Annotated in this window: 15 protein-coding genes and 1 pseudogene; 3 read left to right on the top strand and 13 right to left on the bottom strand. The window is 31.2% G+C overall.

Translation table 11 applies throughout. From position 1 onward, the window contains the following. The 6 genes from ABF633_RS04475 to ABF633_RS04450 form a co-directional block, all read right to left on the bottom strand. Entirely contained in the window at positions 1–1,071 is a 1,071-nt protein-coding gene (locus tag ABF633_RS04475) for an ABC transporter ATP-binding protein (RefSeq protein ID WP_415522422.1), read from the bottom strand. A gap of 138 nt (positions 1,072–1,209) precedes the next feature. After that, positions 1,210–1,986, bottom strand: coding sequence for a 4,5-DOPA dioxygenase extradiol (gene ygiD / locus ABF633_RS04470; RefSeq protein ID WP_415522420.1), 777 nt, complete (start codon positions 1,984–1,986; stop codon positions 1,210–1,212). A gap of 132 nt (positions 1,987–2,118) precedes the next feature. Continuing rightward, on the bottom strand, positions 2,119–2,769 hold the full coding sequence (locus tag ABF633_RS04465) for an alpha/beta hydrolase (protein ID WP_415522418.1): 651 nt from the start codon (positions 2,767–2,769) through the stop codon (positions 2,119–2,121). 241 nt (positions 2,770–3,010) lie between these two features. Further along, positions 3,011–4,240, bottom strand: a complete 1,230-nt coding sequence (locus tag ABF633_RS04460; RefSeq protein ID WP_415522417.1) for an aminopeptidase — start codon at positions 4,238–4,240, stop codon at positions 3,011–3,013. Between the two features lie 123 nt (positions 4,241–4,363). Continuing rightward, positions 4,364–4,870, bottom strand: coding sequence for a GNAT family N-acetyltransferase (locus tag ABF633_RS04455; protein ID WP_415522416.1), 507 nt, complete (start codon positions 4,868–4,870; stop codon positions 4,364–4,366). A 63-nt stretch (positions 4,871–4,933) separates the two neighbouring features. After that, positions 4,934–5,587, bottom strand: coding sequence for an HAD family hydrolase (locus tag ABF633_RS04450; protein ID WP_415522415.1), 654 nt, complete (start codon positions 5,585–5,587; stop codon positions 4,934–4,936). A 281-nt stretch (positions 5,588–5,868) separates the two neighbouring features. Between ABF633_RS04450 and ABF633_RS04445 the strand changes: the two genes are divergently transcribed. After that, entirely contained in the window at positions 5,869–9,567 is a 3,699-nt protein-coding gene (locus ABF633_RS04445; RefSeq protein WP_415522414.1) for a multicopper oxidase domain-containing protein, read from the top strand. 280 nt (positions 9,568–9,847) lie between these two features. Continuing rightward, positions 9,848–10,357: a hypothetical protein gene (locus ABF633_RS04440; protein WP_415522413.1), complete on the top strand. Its 510-nt coding sequence runs from the start codon at positions 9,848–9,850 to the stop codon at positions 10,355–10,357. A gap of 75 nt (positions 10,358–10,432) precedes the next feature. Here ABF633_RS04440 and ABF633_RS04435 read toward each other — a convergent pair whose 3' ends face one another. The 5 genes from ABF633_RS04435 to ABF633_RS04415 form a co-directional block, all read right to left on the bottom strand. Beyond that, positions 10,433–11,587, bottom strand: coding sequence for an MFS transporter (locus tag ABF633_RS04435; protein WP_415522411.1), 1,155 nt, complete (start codon positions 11,585–11,587; stop codon positions 10,433–10,435). 335 nt (positions 11,588–11,922) lie between these two features. Next, positions 11,923–12,594, bottom strand: a complete 672-nt coding sequence (locus ABF633_RS04430; RefSeq protein WP_415522410.1) for an MgtC/SapB family protein — start codon at positions 12,592–12,594, stop codon at positions 11,923–11,925. Positions 12,595–12,883: 289 nt separating this feature from the next. Continuing rightward, positions 12,884–13,090 (bottom strand): hypothetical protein, encoded by a 207-nt coding sequence (locus tag ABF633_RS04425; RefSeq protein ID WP_415522409.1) that lies wholly within the window; start codon positions 13,088–13,090, stop codon positions 12,884–12,886. A gap of 195 nt (positions 13,091–13,285) precedes the next feature. Further along, on the bottom strand, positions 13,286–14,155 hold the full coding sequence (locus tag ABF633_RS04420) for a radical SAM protein (RefSeq protein WP_415522407.1): 870 nt from the start codon (positions 14,153–14,155) through the stop codon (positions 13,286–13,288). A gap of 148 nt (positions 14,156–14,303) precedes the next feature. Then, positions 14,304–14,819 (bottom strand): GNAT family N-acetyltransferase, encoded by a 516-nt coding sequence (locus tag ABF633_RS04415; RefSeq protein WP_415522406.1) that lies wholly within the window; start codon positions 14,817–14,819, stop codon positions 14,304–14,306. A gap of 274 nt (positions 14,820–15,093) precedes the next feature. Between ABF633_RS04415 and ABF633_RS04410 the strand changes: the two genes are divergently transcribed. Next, complete coding sequence (locus ABF633_RS04410; RefSeq protein ID WP_415522405.1) at positions 15,094–15,969, top strand: NAD(P)-dependent oxidoreductase; 876 nt, start codon at positions 15,094–15,096, stop codon at positions 15,967–15,969. Between the two features lie 243 nt (positions 15,970–16,212). Here the strand turns inward: ABF633_RS04410 and ABF633_RS04405 are convergent, their stop codons facing one another. Both ABF633_RS04405 and ABF633_RS04400 read right to left on the bottom strand, forming a co-directional pair. Next, on the bottom strand, positions 16,213–17,535 hold the full coding sequence (locus ABF633_RS04405; protein WP_415522403.1) for a nitrogenase component 1: 1,323 nt from the start codon (positions 17,533–17,535) through the stop codon (positions 16,213–16,215). Next, positions 17,535–18,994, bottom strand: a pseudogene (locus tag ABF633_RS04400) (nitrogenase component 1). The gene ABF633_RS04405 and the pseudogene ABF633_RS04400 overlap by 1 nt, the downstream one beginning before the upstream one ends. Between the last annotated feature and the right edge of the window lie 278 nt (positions 18,995–19,272).

The following is a 19,272-nucleotide window of genomic DNA, read 5'->3' as shown; positions in this document are numbered from 1 at the left end:
CTACCCATCTGCAACCATTGTCATGTCTCCAGATTCCCAAAATAGCCATACCTCAGTACCTATTTTAGGTAATAATGATTTTTTACTATAATCATAAATTAATATTTCTTGTCCACTTATTAATGTGGCAATTGTTTTAATTAATGAGCCACTATAACCATGTTCTTTTATTGTAGCTTTGAGACTAAAAGGTTTTTTATCTATAGAATATTTTACACTTTCTGGTCGTACTGAAACATAAACATCTTTATTGATGATATCTTTGTTTATATTTTCAACCTTCATAATACTATCACCAATTCTTACAAAGAATTTGCTATTTTTCTCTTCTTCAACATAAGCTTTAATTAAATTAGATTCGCCTATAAATCCAGCTACAAATTTTGTTTTAGGTTTTTCATATATTTCTTCTGGTGTACCAACCTGTTCTATTATTCCTTTATTCATTACCGCAATTCTATCTGACATATTTAAAGCTTCTTCCTGGTCATGAGTAACATAAACAAAAGTTATACCAAGCTTTTTTTGAAGTCTTTTCAGCTCTACCTGCATTTGCTTTCTAAGCTTAAGATCTAAGGCCCCTAAAGGTTCATCTAAAAGTAAAACCTTGGGACTGTTTATTAATGCCCTTGCTATAGCAACTCTTTGTCTCTGTCCACCACTTAATTGACTTGGCATCCTTTTATCATAACCATTAAGTTGAACTAGGCTTAACATATTATTTACTCTTTCAGCAATTTCTTTTTTATTAATCTTTTTAATTTTAAGACTATAGGCAATATTGTCAAATACAGTCATATGCGGAAAAAGTGCATAGTTCTGAAATACTGTATTAACATTTCTTTCATGGGGCTGCTTATTTTCAACGTGTTCATTTCCTAATAAAATACTGCCGCTGCTTGGAGCTTCAAAACCAGCAATCATTCTAAGGGTAGTAGTTTTGCCACAACCGCTAGGACCTAAAAGTGTTAAAAACTCCCCTTCCTTAATTTTCAATGATAGATTATCAACTACTTTTAAACTATCAAATCTCTTCTCAACTTTATCCATATCTAATATAATATCTGACAAAATTCCTTCCCCCTGTTCATAAAGTAACACTTAGTTTTCATATCTAAAGCCTAGGAATTAAATTTATTATAGTCTTCTGTAAACTTTATGTCAAATAATACCTATAAATTATAAGATATATTGATATTATCATAATATCTATTCTATTTTTATGCATCTCATAGACATGGAACCATTTTGTATACCTTCATATTCAAACTCTGCTCCTTCTTTTTCCCATTGCATGGCTGCTGTATATAAAAGTGGTAAATAGTGTTCATCCGTAGGTACTGATAATTGTGCAATTTTCCCAAGGCTTTTATAATTAATTAATTTATCATGTTGTTTATATTTTACTGCATCTGATATATATTTATCAAAATCTACTGCCCATTTAAATGGCTCAGCATCTATTTCAGACTTAAAATTCATTAAATTATGAACTATATTCCCACTTCCTATGACAAGTATTCCCTTTTCTCTAAGTTTGTACAACTTTTTACCTAGCTCATAATGGCCCTCTGCATCTAAAAGTATATTTAAACTCATCTCTATTACAGGTATATCTGCCTTTGGATACATATGAATCAACACAGCCCAAGAGGCGTGATCTAATCCCCACTCACTTGTTGGCTTTATATTTTCTCCCTTTAATTCCTCTAATATAATTTTAGAATATTTCTCACAATTTTTAGGCTCATATTTTATATTGTATAATTCTTCGGGGAATCCGTAGAAATCATAAATTTGAGTTGGTTCATCCTTATAGGTAATATATGTACCTCTAGTTTGCCAGTGAGCTGACACTACGAGTATAGCTTCAGGTCTGTCAATTTCATCTGCAATTTTTTTTAAAGCTCTTGTGTAAGAATTATCTGATATAGCATTCATAGGACTTCTATGTCCAATAAACAATGCTGGTAATTTTTTTGACATGATATACCACCTCTCCATTTTTTATTTGAAATCAATCCATATTTTTTATCATTGCTTTCCTTTAATAAACCTATTATCTCTATGATATTTCTTGCTTAAACTACAGTTACATTAGATTCAAATATGCAAACTTCAATTATTAATTTTATCTTCGCCAAGAAATTCTTTAAAAACACCAGCTACTTTGCTTAAACTTTTTATACTCTCCTCTATATTGTCATCAATCTCCAGAGAATGCTGTGCATTATCAATTAATGTTAACTTAACATTTTTATAAGTTTTTACAAATTGTATATTTTCTTCTGGGAATATTTTATCTTTAGTTCCTACAATAACGTAAGAATCAGTTTTAATTATGTGCTGCACAGTACTAGGTGTAGGTGTTAAATACAGTGACTTAACATGATGATAGCCCATTTTATCAGCAATATTACCAGCCACTTCCCCACCTATACTCTTGCTGATAAAATATAACTTATTATACTTTTCATTATCACAATTTTTTATTGCCTGAAAAACTTCCTCTGATACAGTTTTAATTATTTCTTTTCCAATATCATCCTTGGATAATTTATATCCATATCTAACGCACAGCACATCATATCCCTCTATAACTGCTGCTTTTCTTGCATAATGCAATAGAGGTTTCTCACAACTATAATTGACTCCCGGAAATAATACTACTAGGGAATTAGAATTATTTTTATCTTTATTATAATAATAATCATTAATTATTTCATTTCCCTCTGAAGAATTATAAATTATAGGTAAAAATTCATACATAAAAACACCTTCTTAAAAGATTTTTATTTAAATTATATCATTATTGACAGATATTATTAATATTTTCACCAATATTCTTTCAAAATTCCAATATATGTTTAATTGTTAATAATATGAAATAATTAATTTATATTAGAAAAAATAAAAACACTATGAAAATCAATTTTAACAAATTAATTTCATAATGTCTTTAACTGTAAAAGCCTATTTGTAAATCAATATATATAATTTATATAGCTTTTTAATACTGAAAATTTCCATTTTTAAATACTGTTATTTCTTCTCCATTTTCTTTAGTACCTATTATGCTGAGATCTGATGTTCCTATCATAAAATCTACGTGCTCCATTGAATCATTAACTCCGATACTTTTAAGTTCATCTTTTGACATATTCTCTCCATTTTTTATGCATACAGGATAGGCTTCACCTATAGCTAAATGACAGGAAGCATTTTCGTCAAATAATGTATTGTAAAATAATATATTTGAATTTGAAATAGGCGAATCATAGGGAACTAATGCAACTTCTCCAAGATATTTACTGCCTTCATCTGTATCTATGAGACTCTTCAGACTATTATAACCATTTTTTGCTGTAAAATCTATAATTTTACCTCCCTTAAAGGTGATTGAAAAATCTTCAATTAGATTTCCCCTGTAATTCAATGGCTTGGAACTTACCACTGTGCCATTTACTCCAGTTTTTTTAGGCAATGTAAATACCTCTTCTGTGGGAATATTAGCTATGAATTCAATATTTTCAGGTGTATGAGAAGACCCACCTAACCATAGATGATTTTCAGGCAGCTCTATTTTTAAATCTGTACCCAAAGAATTTTTATAATGAAGATATTTAAAATTATTTTCATTTAAGAAATCCATACTCTTTTTTAAATTATTTTTATGTTCTTCCCATGAAGCTACAGGATCTTCTACATCAGACCTTACGGCCTTAAAAATGGCACTCCAAAGTTTTTCTACAGCTAATTCCTCACTTACCTCAGGAAATACTTTTTTTGCCCAAGCTTTAGTAGGTACAGATACTACACACCATACATTCTTATCACTCATAAGTCTTTCCCTATAATCTCTTAGCGCGGTACTGGAAGCTTTATTGGCTTTCATAAGTCTTTCTGGATTTACATCTTTCATTAGTTCTGGATCTGAAGCTGAAATACTTAAAAATGCTGCACCTTGCTCTGCATAAGACACATATAATTCTCTTCTCCAGTTGGGAAATTCTTCAAAAACTTCTTCAGGGGCATTTAAATATTTAATTTTTGCAAGTAATTCATCATTCCAACTAACTACTACATCCTTAGCCCCTTCTCTATACGCTATTTCTGAAATTTCTCTAGTAAATTCTGAACATTCTATTGGCGAATTTATAACAAGAATTTGATCTTTTTGAATATTAATACCCTCTTTAACTATAAGACTAGCGTATTTTTTTAAAAAGTTATACTCCATGATAAAAACTCCTTTCACTACTATATATTTCTTCTACAAAACAGATATTATTCTAGCACCTGTCAAAATAAGTATATCATAGAATTTATATAGTATTCTTATTAAACTATATGTTTTGCTAGGTTAAAATTCCGAAGCTAAAGAATTTAAATTCTTGCCAGTTACCCTATATACAGTCCACTCATCCATTGGAACTGCTCCCATTTGTTTATAAAATTTTATAGATGGTTCATTCCAATCAAGACACGACCATTCAACCCTGCCACATTTTCTTTCAACTGCTAGTTTTCCCAGAAATGAAAGTATTATTTTTCCAAATCCTTTTCCCCTCATTTCAGGTTTTATATATAAATCTTCTAGATATATTCCCGGTCTGCCTAAAAATGTAGAAAAATTGTGAAAAAACAAAGCAAATCCTACGGATTCCCCATTGTATTCTCCAATTATAACTTCTGCCATTTTCTTTTCAAATAAAAATTCTTTGAGAATTTCTTCTGTAGCAACAACTTCATCTGTCAAGTTTTCATAATGAGCAAGCCCATTAATAAATTCTAAAATTAGTGCTGCGTCTTTTTCTTCAGCAAATCTTAAGTTAAAATTTTCTACCTTTGTTTTAATCAACGAATTCATAAATTATTCTCCTATCTAAAATATTTAAGTAAATTGATTCAAATCACTCTTAGCAAATAAAGATCAAACTAATATTTTACTCAGCTCATCAATATTTTTAGCTATATATTCAGGTCTTTCTTTTTTCAATTCCTCATAGGAGCCATAACCATATAATACCCCTATTGAATTAATTTTTGTCTCTTTTGCTCCAGCAATATCATATTTTCTATCTCCTACCATGATTATTTTATTTTTATCACAGTAGTTACCCTGATTCAATGCATATGAAATTACTTCACTCTTTTTACTTTGAGTCCCATCTAAATTACTACCAGCTATAAATTTAAAATATTCATCTATATGAAAATGCTTTAATATTCTTTTTGCAAAAACAGTAGGCTTTGATGTAGCTATAATTAGATTTTTTTCTTCACTATAAAGTTTATTTAATAATTCAACTATGCCTGTATATAATTTATTTTCAAATATACCCTTATCAGAAAAATACTCTCTGTATTTCTCTACTGCACTATTTGCATCATTATCACTAAAATTATAGTATTCTTTAAAGGAATCCCTAAGAGGTGGTCCAATAAATTTTTTTAAATCATCAAGATTATTTTCAAATATACCAAAGTGCTTTAATGAATATTGAATAGATTTTGTAATACCTAATTTAGGATCAGTTAAAGTTCCATCTAAGTCAAATAAAATAGTATTGTAATTTTTTTTCATAGCAATCCCCCTGACAATTTGTACTACATTATGTGAATATCAAGTTATACACTAAATATTTCAAATGAGCTACTATTTATCTGCAAATTTACCTATAGACTAAAGGCTATTGCACTTTTATATTTTAACACATAATTTGGAGTAATAGACTTAAATAAATTTTCACCTCACATTTATAGTATTAAACTCATAATATGTATTGGCAGAAAACCTAATAATATAATTACGACAAATATTATACTATTTACTTTTTTTTCAATACAAGGAGTAGTGATAATGAAATGAGATTAAAAAATCATAAACTTAACGATAATAAAATTTATTTTAACGGAGGATGTGTACAAGTTAAACACTTCAATATAGTTGCTATATCTACTAAAATAGTATACAACAAAGAGGGCGATCACGATCCAAATGGATTAATGTATGTTTTAAAAGAAAATGAATATATTCTAAGAGAAGAAGTGAAAAAAAAGCCATTTAAACCTGTAGATATTGTACAACCATTAGTAATAAGAGCAAATTTAGGTGATATTTTAATTATAGATTTTGAAAACAAATTGGACAGACCTGCATCTATTCACATTCAAGATGTAGATTATAATGTTTTGCGTTCAGATGGTGCCTCTATAGGTTTTAATCCCGATACTACAACTAGGGGAAAAATAAGATATAAGTGGGTTGCTGATAGAGAAGGAATATTTTTATTTAATGATATGGGGGATATGAGAAGTTCAGAAAAATCCACAAATGTTCATGGACTTTTTGGTGCACTGATAGTTGAGCCTGTGGGAGCTACATGGACAGATCCTATAACAGGCAAATATATTAAAAGCGGTTTATACGCAGATATACACCATCCAGCACTACCTGACTTCAGAGAATACGTTACAATCTTTCATGATGAACCAGAAATAAAAGATATCAATGGGAATCAACCTATGAATCATGAAACAGGAATGCCAGAATCAACAATGCCCATAAATTACAGAGCAGAACCTATGAGAAATCGTCATCCTCATGGTACTGGAGGTGTTGGTGAGGAAGTATCCTTAAGTTCATGGGCTTTTGGAGATCCTTCTACACCAGTATTACGTGCTTATAAAGGTGACCCTGCTAAAATTAGAGTAATTCATGGTGGAATCAAGGAAACCCACGTATTCCATCTTCATAATCATCAATGGAAATTAGAACCTAATGATCCTAAATCAACTATAATTGACTCCATATCCTTTAGCCCTCAACAAAGTTTTACTATTGAACCTTTATTTGGAGCAGGAAGTTTAAACGGATGTATAGGTGATGTTATATGGCATTGTCATCTTTACCCTCATTTTGCTGAAGGAATGTGGGGACTATGGAGAATACTTGACAGACTGGAAGATGGTACAAGTCAGCTTCCCGACGGTACTTGTGTACCAGCACTAATTCCACTACCAGATAGAACACCTCCATTGCCCCAAGACGATAAACACCCCGGATTTCCACGATTTGTATCCGGAGAAGTTGGTAAAAAGTCTTTTAAACCACCACTGGGAATAGTTAACGGTAGAGGTCCAACAGCTTTAGAAAAAGCAAATTTTGTTCCAAATGCAGAACCAGGAGCCCTATATTCTAATCCTTGTCCACCAGATGCAGTTACTAAAGTTTTTGAAGTGGTCGCTATACAAGTTCCTATAAAATATAACAATGAATGTTGGCATGACCCTGAAGGAAGGATATTTGTCTTAAAAGAGGATGAAGAAGCAGTTATAAGTGGTAAAAAAGAACCTGAACCTTTTGTTATAAGAGCAAATGTAGGAGATTCCATAGAAATTAGACTTACAAATAAACTCCCTAAAACAATAGGTGGAAATGCCTTTCAATTGAAGACTGAAACCACTGAGGCTGGCTGGCATATACACCTAGTTAAATTTGATACTATCGTTGCAGACGGTAGTTCTAACGGTTGGTGTAATGATGCCTCTGCTAATTTTGGTGATACTCTTATTGAACGATTTTATGCTGATACAGAACTGAGAACAATATTTTTCCATGATCACTTATTTCCCAGTGCTCATCAGCAGCATGGACTATTTGGTGCATTAATTATTGAACCCTCTAACTCCACTTTTCACGATCCTAAAACTGGTAAAAAAATAAAAAGTGGAACTAAGGCAATAATAAAAAGACCTGGAGAACCTGACTTTAGAGAGTTTGTTCTTGCGGTTCATGATTTTGCTCTTCTTTTTGATAAAGATGGCAAACCTTTAAATCCACCACCTTTTCCAGGATCTCAGAATGATCCAGGGGTTATGGGTATAAACTATAAAAACGAGCCTTTTCAATTTCGTAAAGGTGATCCTGCTTATGTTTTTAGTTCCTATGTACACGGCGATCCCGTTACACCTCTGCTTGAGACTTACGAAGGAGACCCTATACGAATAAGGCTGTTTGATGGTGCACATGAAGAACAACATTCTTTTAATCTCAATGGTTTAAGATGGCGAAAGGAACCTACTGATCCAGTATCTCCTCTTGTTCAGTCACAAACTTTAGGTATATCAGAAGCCTTCAATATAGAAATAGACGAAGATTATAAAAGTGGAGATTATTTATATTATTTTGGAGGAATTGATGACCTATGGCTTGGCTTATGGGGAATATTAAGAGTTCATAAAGAGAAAGTTGATCATCTACTGCCTCTTGACGATAGACCTGTACCTCCAATGAGAACAAAACCCTTACCTTGCAAAACAGGCAATCCGCCACCTAAGGCAAAATGCCCTGCTCATTGTCCTAAAGATGCTAACACAAGAAAATTTGATATTGTCACCATACAAAAGGATATTGTATACAATAAATTTGGAGATCATGATCCAAATGGCTTGATGTTTGTATTGGCCGAACATGAAAAGAAAATTATTGCTGGAACTATGAAACCTAAACCATTAATATTACGAGCAAATGCAGGAGATTGCATAGAGATAACCTTAACTAACCATATTTTTAAACCATTAATTCAGGACAAACATCCTGAGGTTCCCGTAGAAGCACCTTTTCCTCCATCAAATAGAGTTTCTCTTCATGCACAATTACTAAAATACGATGTTTTAAACTCTGATGGAGCAACAGTAGGTTTCAACTATGATCAAAGCATTGCTCCAGGTGAAAGTATAACCTACAGATGGTTTGCCGACTCAGAATTAGGTACTTGTACCCTTACTGGCTTTGGAGATATACGAAACCACAGACATCACGGTCTCTTCGGTACTATTATAATCGAACCTACAGGCTCTAAATATATTAACCCAAGAACCGGTAAAGAAGTAAAGAATGGCCATCTCGAAGAAATAGTGATATCTAATCCAGGCATGCCGGACTTTAGGGAATTTGTAGTGTTTATGCAAGATGGTATAAGCCTATATGATAAAAATAATAAACCAATACCAGATCCTGTTGACGTAGGACATGGTGCAGCTCATCTCGATCCCGTTGACGTAGGACAAGATGTACCTCATCTAGATTTTGAAGATCAAGGTCAAAAGGGAATTAACTATAGATCTGAGCGCTTTGAAAACCGTTTAAAAAAAGACCCAAGGGTGCATCTTGTAATGAGCTCAGAAATTCATGGTGATCCAGCCACTCCTGTTTTTAAATCCTATCCTGGTGATCCTATAAGAATAAGACTCCTTATGCCAGCAGACAAGCCAAGAAATCACAGCTTTGTATTGCATGGGCATTCCTGGAAATCTCAATATTCTGACCCATTTTCTAATATTATATCCGTACAAGGAGCAATAAGTATTGGTAATGTATTTAATATTATACTGGAAAACGGAGCAAATCAAAACCCAGGTGATTATTCATATAGATCTGGAATATTCCGTTGGGATGTAGAATCAGGAATGTGGGGAATATTTAGAATTTTTGATGAAATTCATGAAAATTTAATAGTCATAAATGAAAATGATGATTTTGATGAAAAACTAAAGTTATAATTACAGTAACTTCTATATTATAAGTGCTTTTCTCAAAATGAATACCTTATACAAAATATCTGTAGTAAACATGTATTAATTTGTAAAAAGGATTTTAATAGTATTAATTTCAATAAAGTTAATGCCCATATATCATTAAAAGTGAAGAAAAGGGGAGTCTCTGATGTATATTAATACAATTTGAGACATTCCCTACTTCTAGATATAAAATCAAAATACTTGTCTATATTAAATTTAGACATAGCTACAATATCATATAGAAGCTTCTGAACACGTACAAATGGGTATGTATGGGGCACTTATTATTTACCCTTCCAAAGAAAGCTTAAAAAAATCAGGAATAAAACAGAATAAAAATGACATATGGAGCTATTATGATATTCCTCAGCCTAATATTCCAAAGACGGCTACCAATAGAAATTTCGCATACAATGATATTGACAGTTATTTTGACAAAGAATATGTTATGCTTCTTTCAGATATTGTAAACGGGGAAAATGGTATTTCTTATTTATGCAGTCAAATGCATTCAATTTATAAACTGGCACCAGATACAATAGCAAATATACCAACTGAACCTATAAACAATCCTGATAATCCTGATACTGTTAACTATATTGAAATTTGTGCCGAAGATGAATGCAATCCTGACAAAAAGTTTTTCCCTCAATTTTATCCAATGCACAATCATGATGACTATAAAGTTACTAATGATGGAGTGTACCCTGGTGGACAGCTTACCTATATTCAGACAGACGCGCCTATAAATAATAAAAAAGATAACAAATAAATATAGGTTTTATACCAATATATGTAAAAGGCTTTCAGAAAATTCCTGAAAGCCTAAATTTAACAAACCTCTATATTAATTTAATTGCCTTTTAGTCTTGGAAACTAAATAGTGCATTGATACTATTAGTATATATGCATAAAAGAATATCTGAATTATAAATACATAGCTAACCTTTATTCCACCTGCAAAACCTATTCCATAGGTTAAAAATGTAGCACCTAAATTATTAAATATTGTTACAATTGCTGAAGCTGCTGGTACATATTGCTTTTGTACATGTTGTATGATATAGCCTTGTAATGCCGGATATATTAATGACATAGACAAGCCCATAACAGCGATACCTATTAATGCTTGAGTTTTAGTATTACCGGATAAAATAATTAATATTCCTATAACAGATATTATAGGAGAAATTGAAAGAAATTTCAGTTGTCCAACCTTCTCTAAGAACTTATCTCCCACAACCCTTCCTAAAGTAAAGAGAATCCAAAAGCTAGATAAAATTCCTGGAACATCAGCTTTGGTAATTCCATAATAATTTTCAAGGAAAGTTCCTGTCCAATTTGTTGTTGATATTTCTGCTCCTACATAAAAGAATATTGCAAGAGATAATATTAAAACTAATGGATTTTTTAATACGGAAAAAGTATTATTGCACTCTTCTCCCTTTTCACAAGAAGTAAAAATTTCAATTTTTGAAGATATAATAATAAATACAACTACGCAAACTATATGAATAATATAAGTGTAGTTAAAATTTATGCTGTTTTTTAAAATAAACCTATCTATAGGTAAGATTAAAATACCACCTAATCCAAAGCAAGCATTGGCAAAACTGAACTTCTGATACTCTTTAGGAAGTAATGAAAGCATGGTAGTTAAAAATACAGTTCCCATACCCACTGCTAACCCTGATATAAAGTATCCAACCAAAAGTATGTAAAATGACTTTGAAACCAAAATTACAACACTGGCAATAATTGCGAATAAAAACCCTATATGTACTCCTCTTTTAAGACTAATTAAAGATTGTAATCTAGCACTAACTATACTCATTATAAAAGATGCACCATAAACTACTGGCGGTAGTATTGCAATAGCATCATTTGATACCCCATAAGTATTTTTTATTGTAGTTATGAAAGGTGATAAGGTATTAGAAAATAGAGATAAAAAAAAGAAGCCTATAAAAATAATTATCATATTTTTAAAATTCTTGTTCATCGTTTTCCTCCTGCATATAATTTTTATGCCAATTAAAGTTTTTATTTTAATCCTTTACATTAGAATAAAATATTTTGGTTCACCTATGATTTTTTGCAATAATTGACATTTTATTAACAAATTAACAAAAACTACTATTTATTAATATCAACAATCTTACTACAAACCTCATATAATGAACCTATACTTTAATAAAATTTAGTTGATTTACACAATGATTAATTATATCATATTCCTTCAAAAGTGCAAACTAATTCTATCATATTCTTGCAAATACGAAAATCCATTTTATGCCATATTATATGATAAATAAGTTTCACTACATATTTTTTAATTTACATTATACAGATCTTTTTAACATATTCATATTTAAGCAATTCATCCAATATATCATTTGCTTCTTTATTTGGAGGCAAATTTACATTCATGTAGATTATTATATTACTTCTATCTTCTGTATTTACATTTATTGCAGAAATTTTAAATTTTTCTTTAGTTATGGTATTAAAAATTATATTTATTTTATTACTATCAGCAATAATACCATTTAACACAATTTCCAGTTCATAACTATTATCATTTCCTTTAATTTTTTTTATTCTCTTATCTATTTTAAATACATCTCTAAGAATAAAATAAACAATTACTGTAGCAATTGCTGCTGGAACATAAATACCACTTCCAGTGGCCAAACCAACACATGCAATAAACCATACACTTGCTGCTGTTGTCAATCCCACAACATTTCCGCCTTCTTTAATTATACTTGCCATTCCCAAAAAACCGATTCCAGATATAACCTGTGCTCCAAGTCTCATTACATCTGCGTTACTTTTATTTAAGCTATTATAATCTATAGATATTATTTGTACTAAAGTAGCACTTACACAAACAATAATATGTGTTCTCATGCCCATAGACATACCCTTTTTTTGTCTTTGATATCCTATTATTCCACCTAAGAAACAAGCAATAAGTATTTTTATAAAATCATGTATATATAACATATTTTCCCCCAATCATTGATATTACATCATATATATGCTATAAGCATAAAATAATTTCCATAAAATACTAATAAAGCCCATTTCTAATTTATCCGATGCCAAGAATTCTGTTTATAAAAAATTTTGCAAATCCAACCTTATAGACAGAATTTTTGCCATTAAAAAACTCTAGCTACAAACTTTGGCTAGAGTCTTTTTATTATAATCAAAGGCTTTTTACTATACTTTAAATAGTTATTAAATTATAGGATTAAAAAACATTAATAAATTTAGCTTTAAATACTCTTTACTAATTTTCATCATTTAATTTTGATATTAATTTTTCTACAGTCTTTGCTGATATATAATCCTCATCCTTTTTAATTAAAACTTTCTCATGACATTTAGAACATTTATGAATACAACTCTTTGTTTCAAAATTTATTTTATTATCCTTTAACGCTTTTACCAATTCATCATAATCAACTGTATGCTTACATACTTTAATTTTTGACATATTACACCACCCCTATCTAAATTCTATTATATCATTTAATTCTCAGTTGTCTTTAAACTAGTAAAAATATCTACATTTGCAATCTTCTCAGTATTTCCATGATGCACCGATGTAAGAACATTAATCTCCTCTTAGAATTAATAAATTTTACTTATTTAAAGTTTATCCTCAAAATAGATCTATATAAATTATTCTCTATAATCTTCTAAGTTCTTCGGGCTTGTACCCATACTTTCCACTTAATACATCATCAATCATATCAATTAACTTTTCTTTATCTTGTGGTAATGTTCCCCCTATAGACACATAATTAGAGGCGTGGTTACTTCTAAAAATACAATTTTCCACCTGAATATTTTTAATAAGTTCTCTGGTTTCTAACATAACGTCCTCAGGACTTAAAAGTTTAAACTCACCAGACTTAATGCCATCATATATATCTGTTTTAGGCTCAACCATAAGTGTTAAAAGGCCCACATAATCAGGATTAATAGAATTTATAACCTTTGCAGATTCTATAGCATTTTCTCTCCATCTGCCTTTTCCCCCTATACCAGAAATAAACGTAACTGAAAGCTTAATTCCACTAGCTTTAACCTTTTTTCCTGCCTCTATTATTTCAGAGGAAGTAACACCTTTCTGTATTTCTCTTAATATTATATCACTGCCGCTTTCTACTCCCATATAAAGTATACCTATGCCTAAATGTTTTAGTTCCTTAAGCTCTTCAGCAGTTTTTCTCAAAATATCCTTAGGAGCGGCATAGGCTGCAACTCTTTCGCATTCTGGAAACAGTTCTTTTATTTTAAATAATATGTGTTTTAATCTATCCATGGATAAAACAATAGAATCACCATCTGCTAAAAATATACGTTTTACGTAATTATATTTTTCTCTGGCATCCTGCAAATCTTCTTCTATTTCTTCCAAGCTTCTTATTCTAAATTTTTTATCCTTATACATACTACAAAAACTACATTTATTATGTGCACAGCCTATAGTCACCTGAACTATTAGACTGTCTGCTTCGCTAGGTGGCCTGTATACAATTCCTTCGTACTTCATATATAAAAAACCTCCTTTATATATCAATTGTTAATTGTAATATATATGCTGCAATAAATTAACTTCATTGTAAAATATATATTTTGTTTAATTGTTATTGATCAAATGTACAATTCTAACCGCAAACTAATATACTATTTATATAGTACTATATATAAGTCGTAATTTGTTCAAGTGCTTTTTCAAAGCAATAAAATACACCCATTCTAAATTCCAATGCACCTACTACACTATAGCCTTTCTTTTCGTATAATTTACGGGCAGGTTTATTGTCTATAAATGTATCTAAACGTATTGCTGAATAATTATTATCTCTTCCATATATGTCAGCATATTCTATAAGCTTAGTTGCAATACCCTTACCTTTGTATTTTGGATTAACACATAGTCTATGTATGACTAAATGTCTACCTTTATTATATTTCCAATCCAATTCTTCGTATTCTTTATCTTCATACTCATTTAGTACAACAAAACCTTTAATTATGTTTTCATCTCTATATACATAAAGATTTTCTTCATGCATATCTTCAGTTATTATTTCCTTGCTTGGATAAGTATGATCCCACTGATATATTTTCTGTTCATGCATATCAGATACAGTGGCTTTAATTATTTCCATTATTTCATTTATATCTTCAATTTTACCTTCTTCAATTTTCATTTAAATACCCCTTTTAATTAAATATCTATATATAGTTTCCTTATTATTATCTGTAATATTTTCAAAAATATTATTATTTATTAGCTATTCCATCTATTTTATTTTTAATACCCATTTTTATATAATCTCATGGATATATTTTCCTTAATAAACTTTACTTTTATTTAATTTTATAATTTTATTATATATGAGCATACAATGCAAATCAATTTGTATAAGCACTAAAAAATGCTTATAATTAAATTAGTATGTAAAGGAAAGGAGAATTTCTAATATGTCAAAATCAGATATAAAAGTAGGTTTTATTGGAACAGGAGTAATGGGGGCTGCTATGGCTTCTCATATATTAGATGGAGGCTATAAACTGTCAGTTTATAATAGAACTAAAGAAAAAGCATTAGCTTTAATTAATAAAGGTGCAATCTGGAAAACTTCTGTAGCTGAACTAGCTAAAGATTCAGATATAGTTATCACAATAGTAGGTTATCCCAAGGATGTGGAAGAAGTATATCTAGGTGAAAATGGAATTATTAATAATATAAAAAAAGGCGGCTACGTTATAGACATGACTACTTCTAAACCGTCTCTTGCAAAGAAAATATATGAGGCTGCAAAAGAAAAAGAAATTTTTGCTTTAGATGCTCCCGTATCAGGAGGAGATGTAGGTGCTGCTGAAGGTACCTTATCCATAATGATAGGTGGAGATAGGGAAGCTTTTGAAAATTTAAAGCCAATATTTGAGTTAATGGGTAAAAACATAGTACTGCAGGGTGGTGCTGGCGCCGGTCAACATACTAAAATGTGTAATCAGATAGCTATAGCTTCCAATATAATGGGCGTATGTGAAGCCTTAGTATATGCAAAAAAATCTGGTCTTGATCCAGAAACTGTTTTGAAATCCATTGGCGCTGGTGGAGCTGCCAGCTGGCAATTAAGTGCTTATGCTCCAAGAATACTTAAAGGTGATTTCGCACCTGGTTTTTATATTAAACATTTTGTAAAGGACATGAAAATAGCCTTAGAGGAAGCAGATGCCATGGGTCTAGATACTCCTGCCCTAAGCCTTTCAAAAAAACTTTATGATAAACTTATAGAACAGGGAAAAGAAGATCTTGGAACACAGGCTTTATATGAACTGTATTTAAATTAAAAAAATATATTTCCACTAACTAAATAACTTAAAATATAAGTATGTCTAAAAAATCCAGACTTAATTAATGATTTCTAAAACTACATTCACAATTAAGTTTAAAATAAAAAGCACTATGAAATCAGTTAAAATTATATGAATTTCATAGTGCTTTTTTAATTATAAAATTTTAGTCAAATTCTTGTACACAAAATATAACTTGATATAAGCCCACATTTTCAATGAAAATATTCTATTAATAATTTAAATCTGTAAAGATAAAAGCTTAGTATAGATATCCTCAATTAAATTCAATCCGCCTCTATAGCCTACATAAGTATGATTTAATATAAGTCTATCTGTTATGGGAAGTCCCACACTCAAATGTAAACCGCTTATTGCATTTGCTATATCTACATCCCAGGAGCTTCCTAATATTAATGGGTATGTATTAATTTCGTACTTATTTAATTTTTCATTTATAACTCCACCATCCTGTGAAAAAGTAACATCAGCAGTTATTTCAATATCAAACTCCTTAAAATATTCTATAATTTTATCTTTAAACTGATCTGGCACATCTTCGGTAATAAATTGATGTGCTGGTAAAAGTCCTAAGTCATTTACTAAAAATTTAGTTATTCCAAGAGTATAGGAAGAATCATCTATTATAAAAAATTTCTTTGGCAGATCATATCTAGATGCTACAAGGAATTCACCAGAACGAACTAGATAATGATAAAACTCCTCTTCTTTTTCCTTAATAACCTTATCAACTAAGTCTTTATTGACTCCAGCAAAATCCGCTACTGTTCTTAGAAACTTACTGGTTTCCACTCCACCTATAGGCAATACTGGATAGTGTAAATATTTCGTTCCAAATCTTTTCTCTAAAAGTTTAGCTGCCTTTACACCTATCCAGGGTGAAACTACAAGATTAAATTCTGCCTTTGGTATGTTGTTTATAGCATCTATTCCCCCACTATTATGACCAAATAATATGTTTGCCTGAAGTCCAATGCTTTTCAATAATTCTTTAATTTCATTTAGATCTCCTTCCCAGAAAGGATCATGGGTGGGTACTGATGCAAATACATTTACAAATCCTTTAATCTTCTCCTGTGAAGGTTTTAAATATTGATTTATTATAGCTTCTAAAACCAATTCATGCCCCTTATATGCATCACCTTTAAATCCCCCTGTTTCTGCATATACAATAGGTATCCCTCTTCCAGTAAACTCTTTCACTACACTTCCTACATCGTCTCCTACTATATCTGAAATACATCCAGTAAGTACAACAAAAAAGTCTCCGTCCATTACCTGTAGAGTTCCTTCAATGAGCTTTCTTAGCTTCTTTTCACCACCAAACACTACATCTTTTTCAATCAAATTACTGCAGGGAATAGCATCTCCCCCTGCATATCCCGAGCCTTGATTTCCTCCCGAGGAAGACATGGCAGTAGTAAGTTTTGCACTACAGCCTGGACCTGCATGAACAATTGGAATAGCCCTTTCAATAGCAATTACTGTCTGTTGAGCGCCCAATGCACAAAAATGTCTTGGTTCCTGAAGTATTTCACTCATTAGGCTTCACCTCCTAAAAATTTAAAGGCATTTTGTTTTAACCACCAATCCGTATAGGGAAGCTTACTGTGTTCAGCAATTTTTTTTACAAACATAGGATTACTTATAGTATCCAAAATAACCTCTCCATAATTTAGTAAACCCTGATAGCCTATGGCAAAATGCTCATCTCCCATTTCCAAAGAGGGAATACCCAATTTGCTTGCCCATATAGTGCTGGCGTGCCTAGTTATAAATAAATCTGGTTTTAAATTATACAATGTATTGACCAATTCAAAGGATTGTTTATTACAAATTGACAATTTAAAATTACCATAATTCTCTACAACATGTTTAAGACTATCAGCTCTATCGTCACCATTGTCAAATTTAGCATCATGATGCCAGGTACAGCCTCCTACAAGTTCCATGCCAAGTTCCTTAACAATAGACATCATCCCATGCCCATGTGCAGCTCCAGCACCTATATATACTTTCTTTCCCTTTAATTTTTCTTTTAATTCTGCGAGTTTAGGAGCTATTCTCTCCTTCTCCTCCGCTATTAACTTTTCCACTTCTTCTTCCTTATGAACTACTTTTCCAAGTTCTCTAAACCAAGCATCTGTACCAGCTATTCCATAAGGTGGTGGTGACTTTACTTCTGGTACTCCAAAATGCTCTTCAAGTCCTGCTGCAAAATAAGTACCCAGTGTAGCACATATCTGCACCGTAGCAGCCGCTTCAGAAATATGCGATAGCTGCTCAATAGTGGTGTAGGGAACAAGATAGTTTACCTTAAGTCCCAATCTTCCAAAAGTTCTGTGAAAATATCCTTTCCTTGAAAGTTAATTATATTGACTAAGTCATTCCTTCTCCTTACAGCAGGCTTTACTATTTTTCTAAGTATTCCATGATAAGCTGCATCAAACCCCAATGCCCAAATTTTAGATCTAAAGCCTTCACAAACTATAGTAATAACAGGTATGCCTATTTCTCTTTCTACCTTATTACATATAGCTTCCACATCATCTCCAATTATTCCCGATGCACAGGTAGTAGTTACAAAAATTGCTTTAGGATTAAATCTCCTTTTAGCCTCTTTTATTGAAAGTTCTAATTTCTTAGCTCCTCCGTATATTGTATCTTTTTCAGTTAAATTTGTATTTATATAGTGTAAATTTCTAATAGGAAGTCTCCTTTTCTTTCTTCCTGATCTCCCAACCATATTTCTATTTGGTATATCTCCACTGCAGCCTGCAGGACCGTGCTCTACCACAGCTGCATCTTGTATGTACACAAGCTGATTTTTAACTTGATTTGCACTGCAGGAGGTACACTGAGAAAATGATCTATCTGTATCCTTTAAGCTGCCATCATGAGATTTTTTATATAATTCCTCAGCATTTCCACTGTATCCTGAAACAGAACCCAATCTCTTTTCTCTAAGGGGTGCTGCAGTATCATTTAAATTAATACTCATATCTTCTTTCTCCCTTTCTGCATTTTAAAATATAATCTTACTACATTGAATTTTAGAAATAAAAAAAGGCTTTGGGCAGAATTATAACATTCCGCACAAAGCCTCTGGTTTTCCAGTCAGCATTTGTTTAAAACATAAATATATTAGTGAAAATATATCATAGCTTTTTATAAATGTCAATATTGCACATTTATCCGATGACTACCATCTGTAATACTCCCATCGCACACAGTGAAAGCGATTCACACAAAATCGAAGATTTTGGTTCTCTGCTTTTC

Origin of the sequence: Clostridium sp. (genome assembly GCF_047718555.1) — a bacterium.
In the GTDB taxonomy this organism is placed as follows: Bacteria; Bacillota; Clostridia; order Clostridiales; family Clostridiaceae; genus Clostridium_I.
This window is presented reverse-complemented; position numbering and strand designations above follow the sequence as displayed.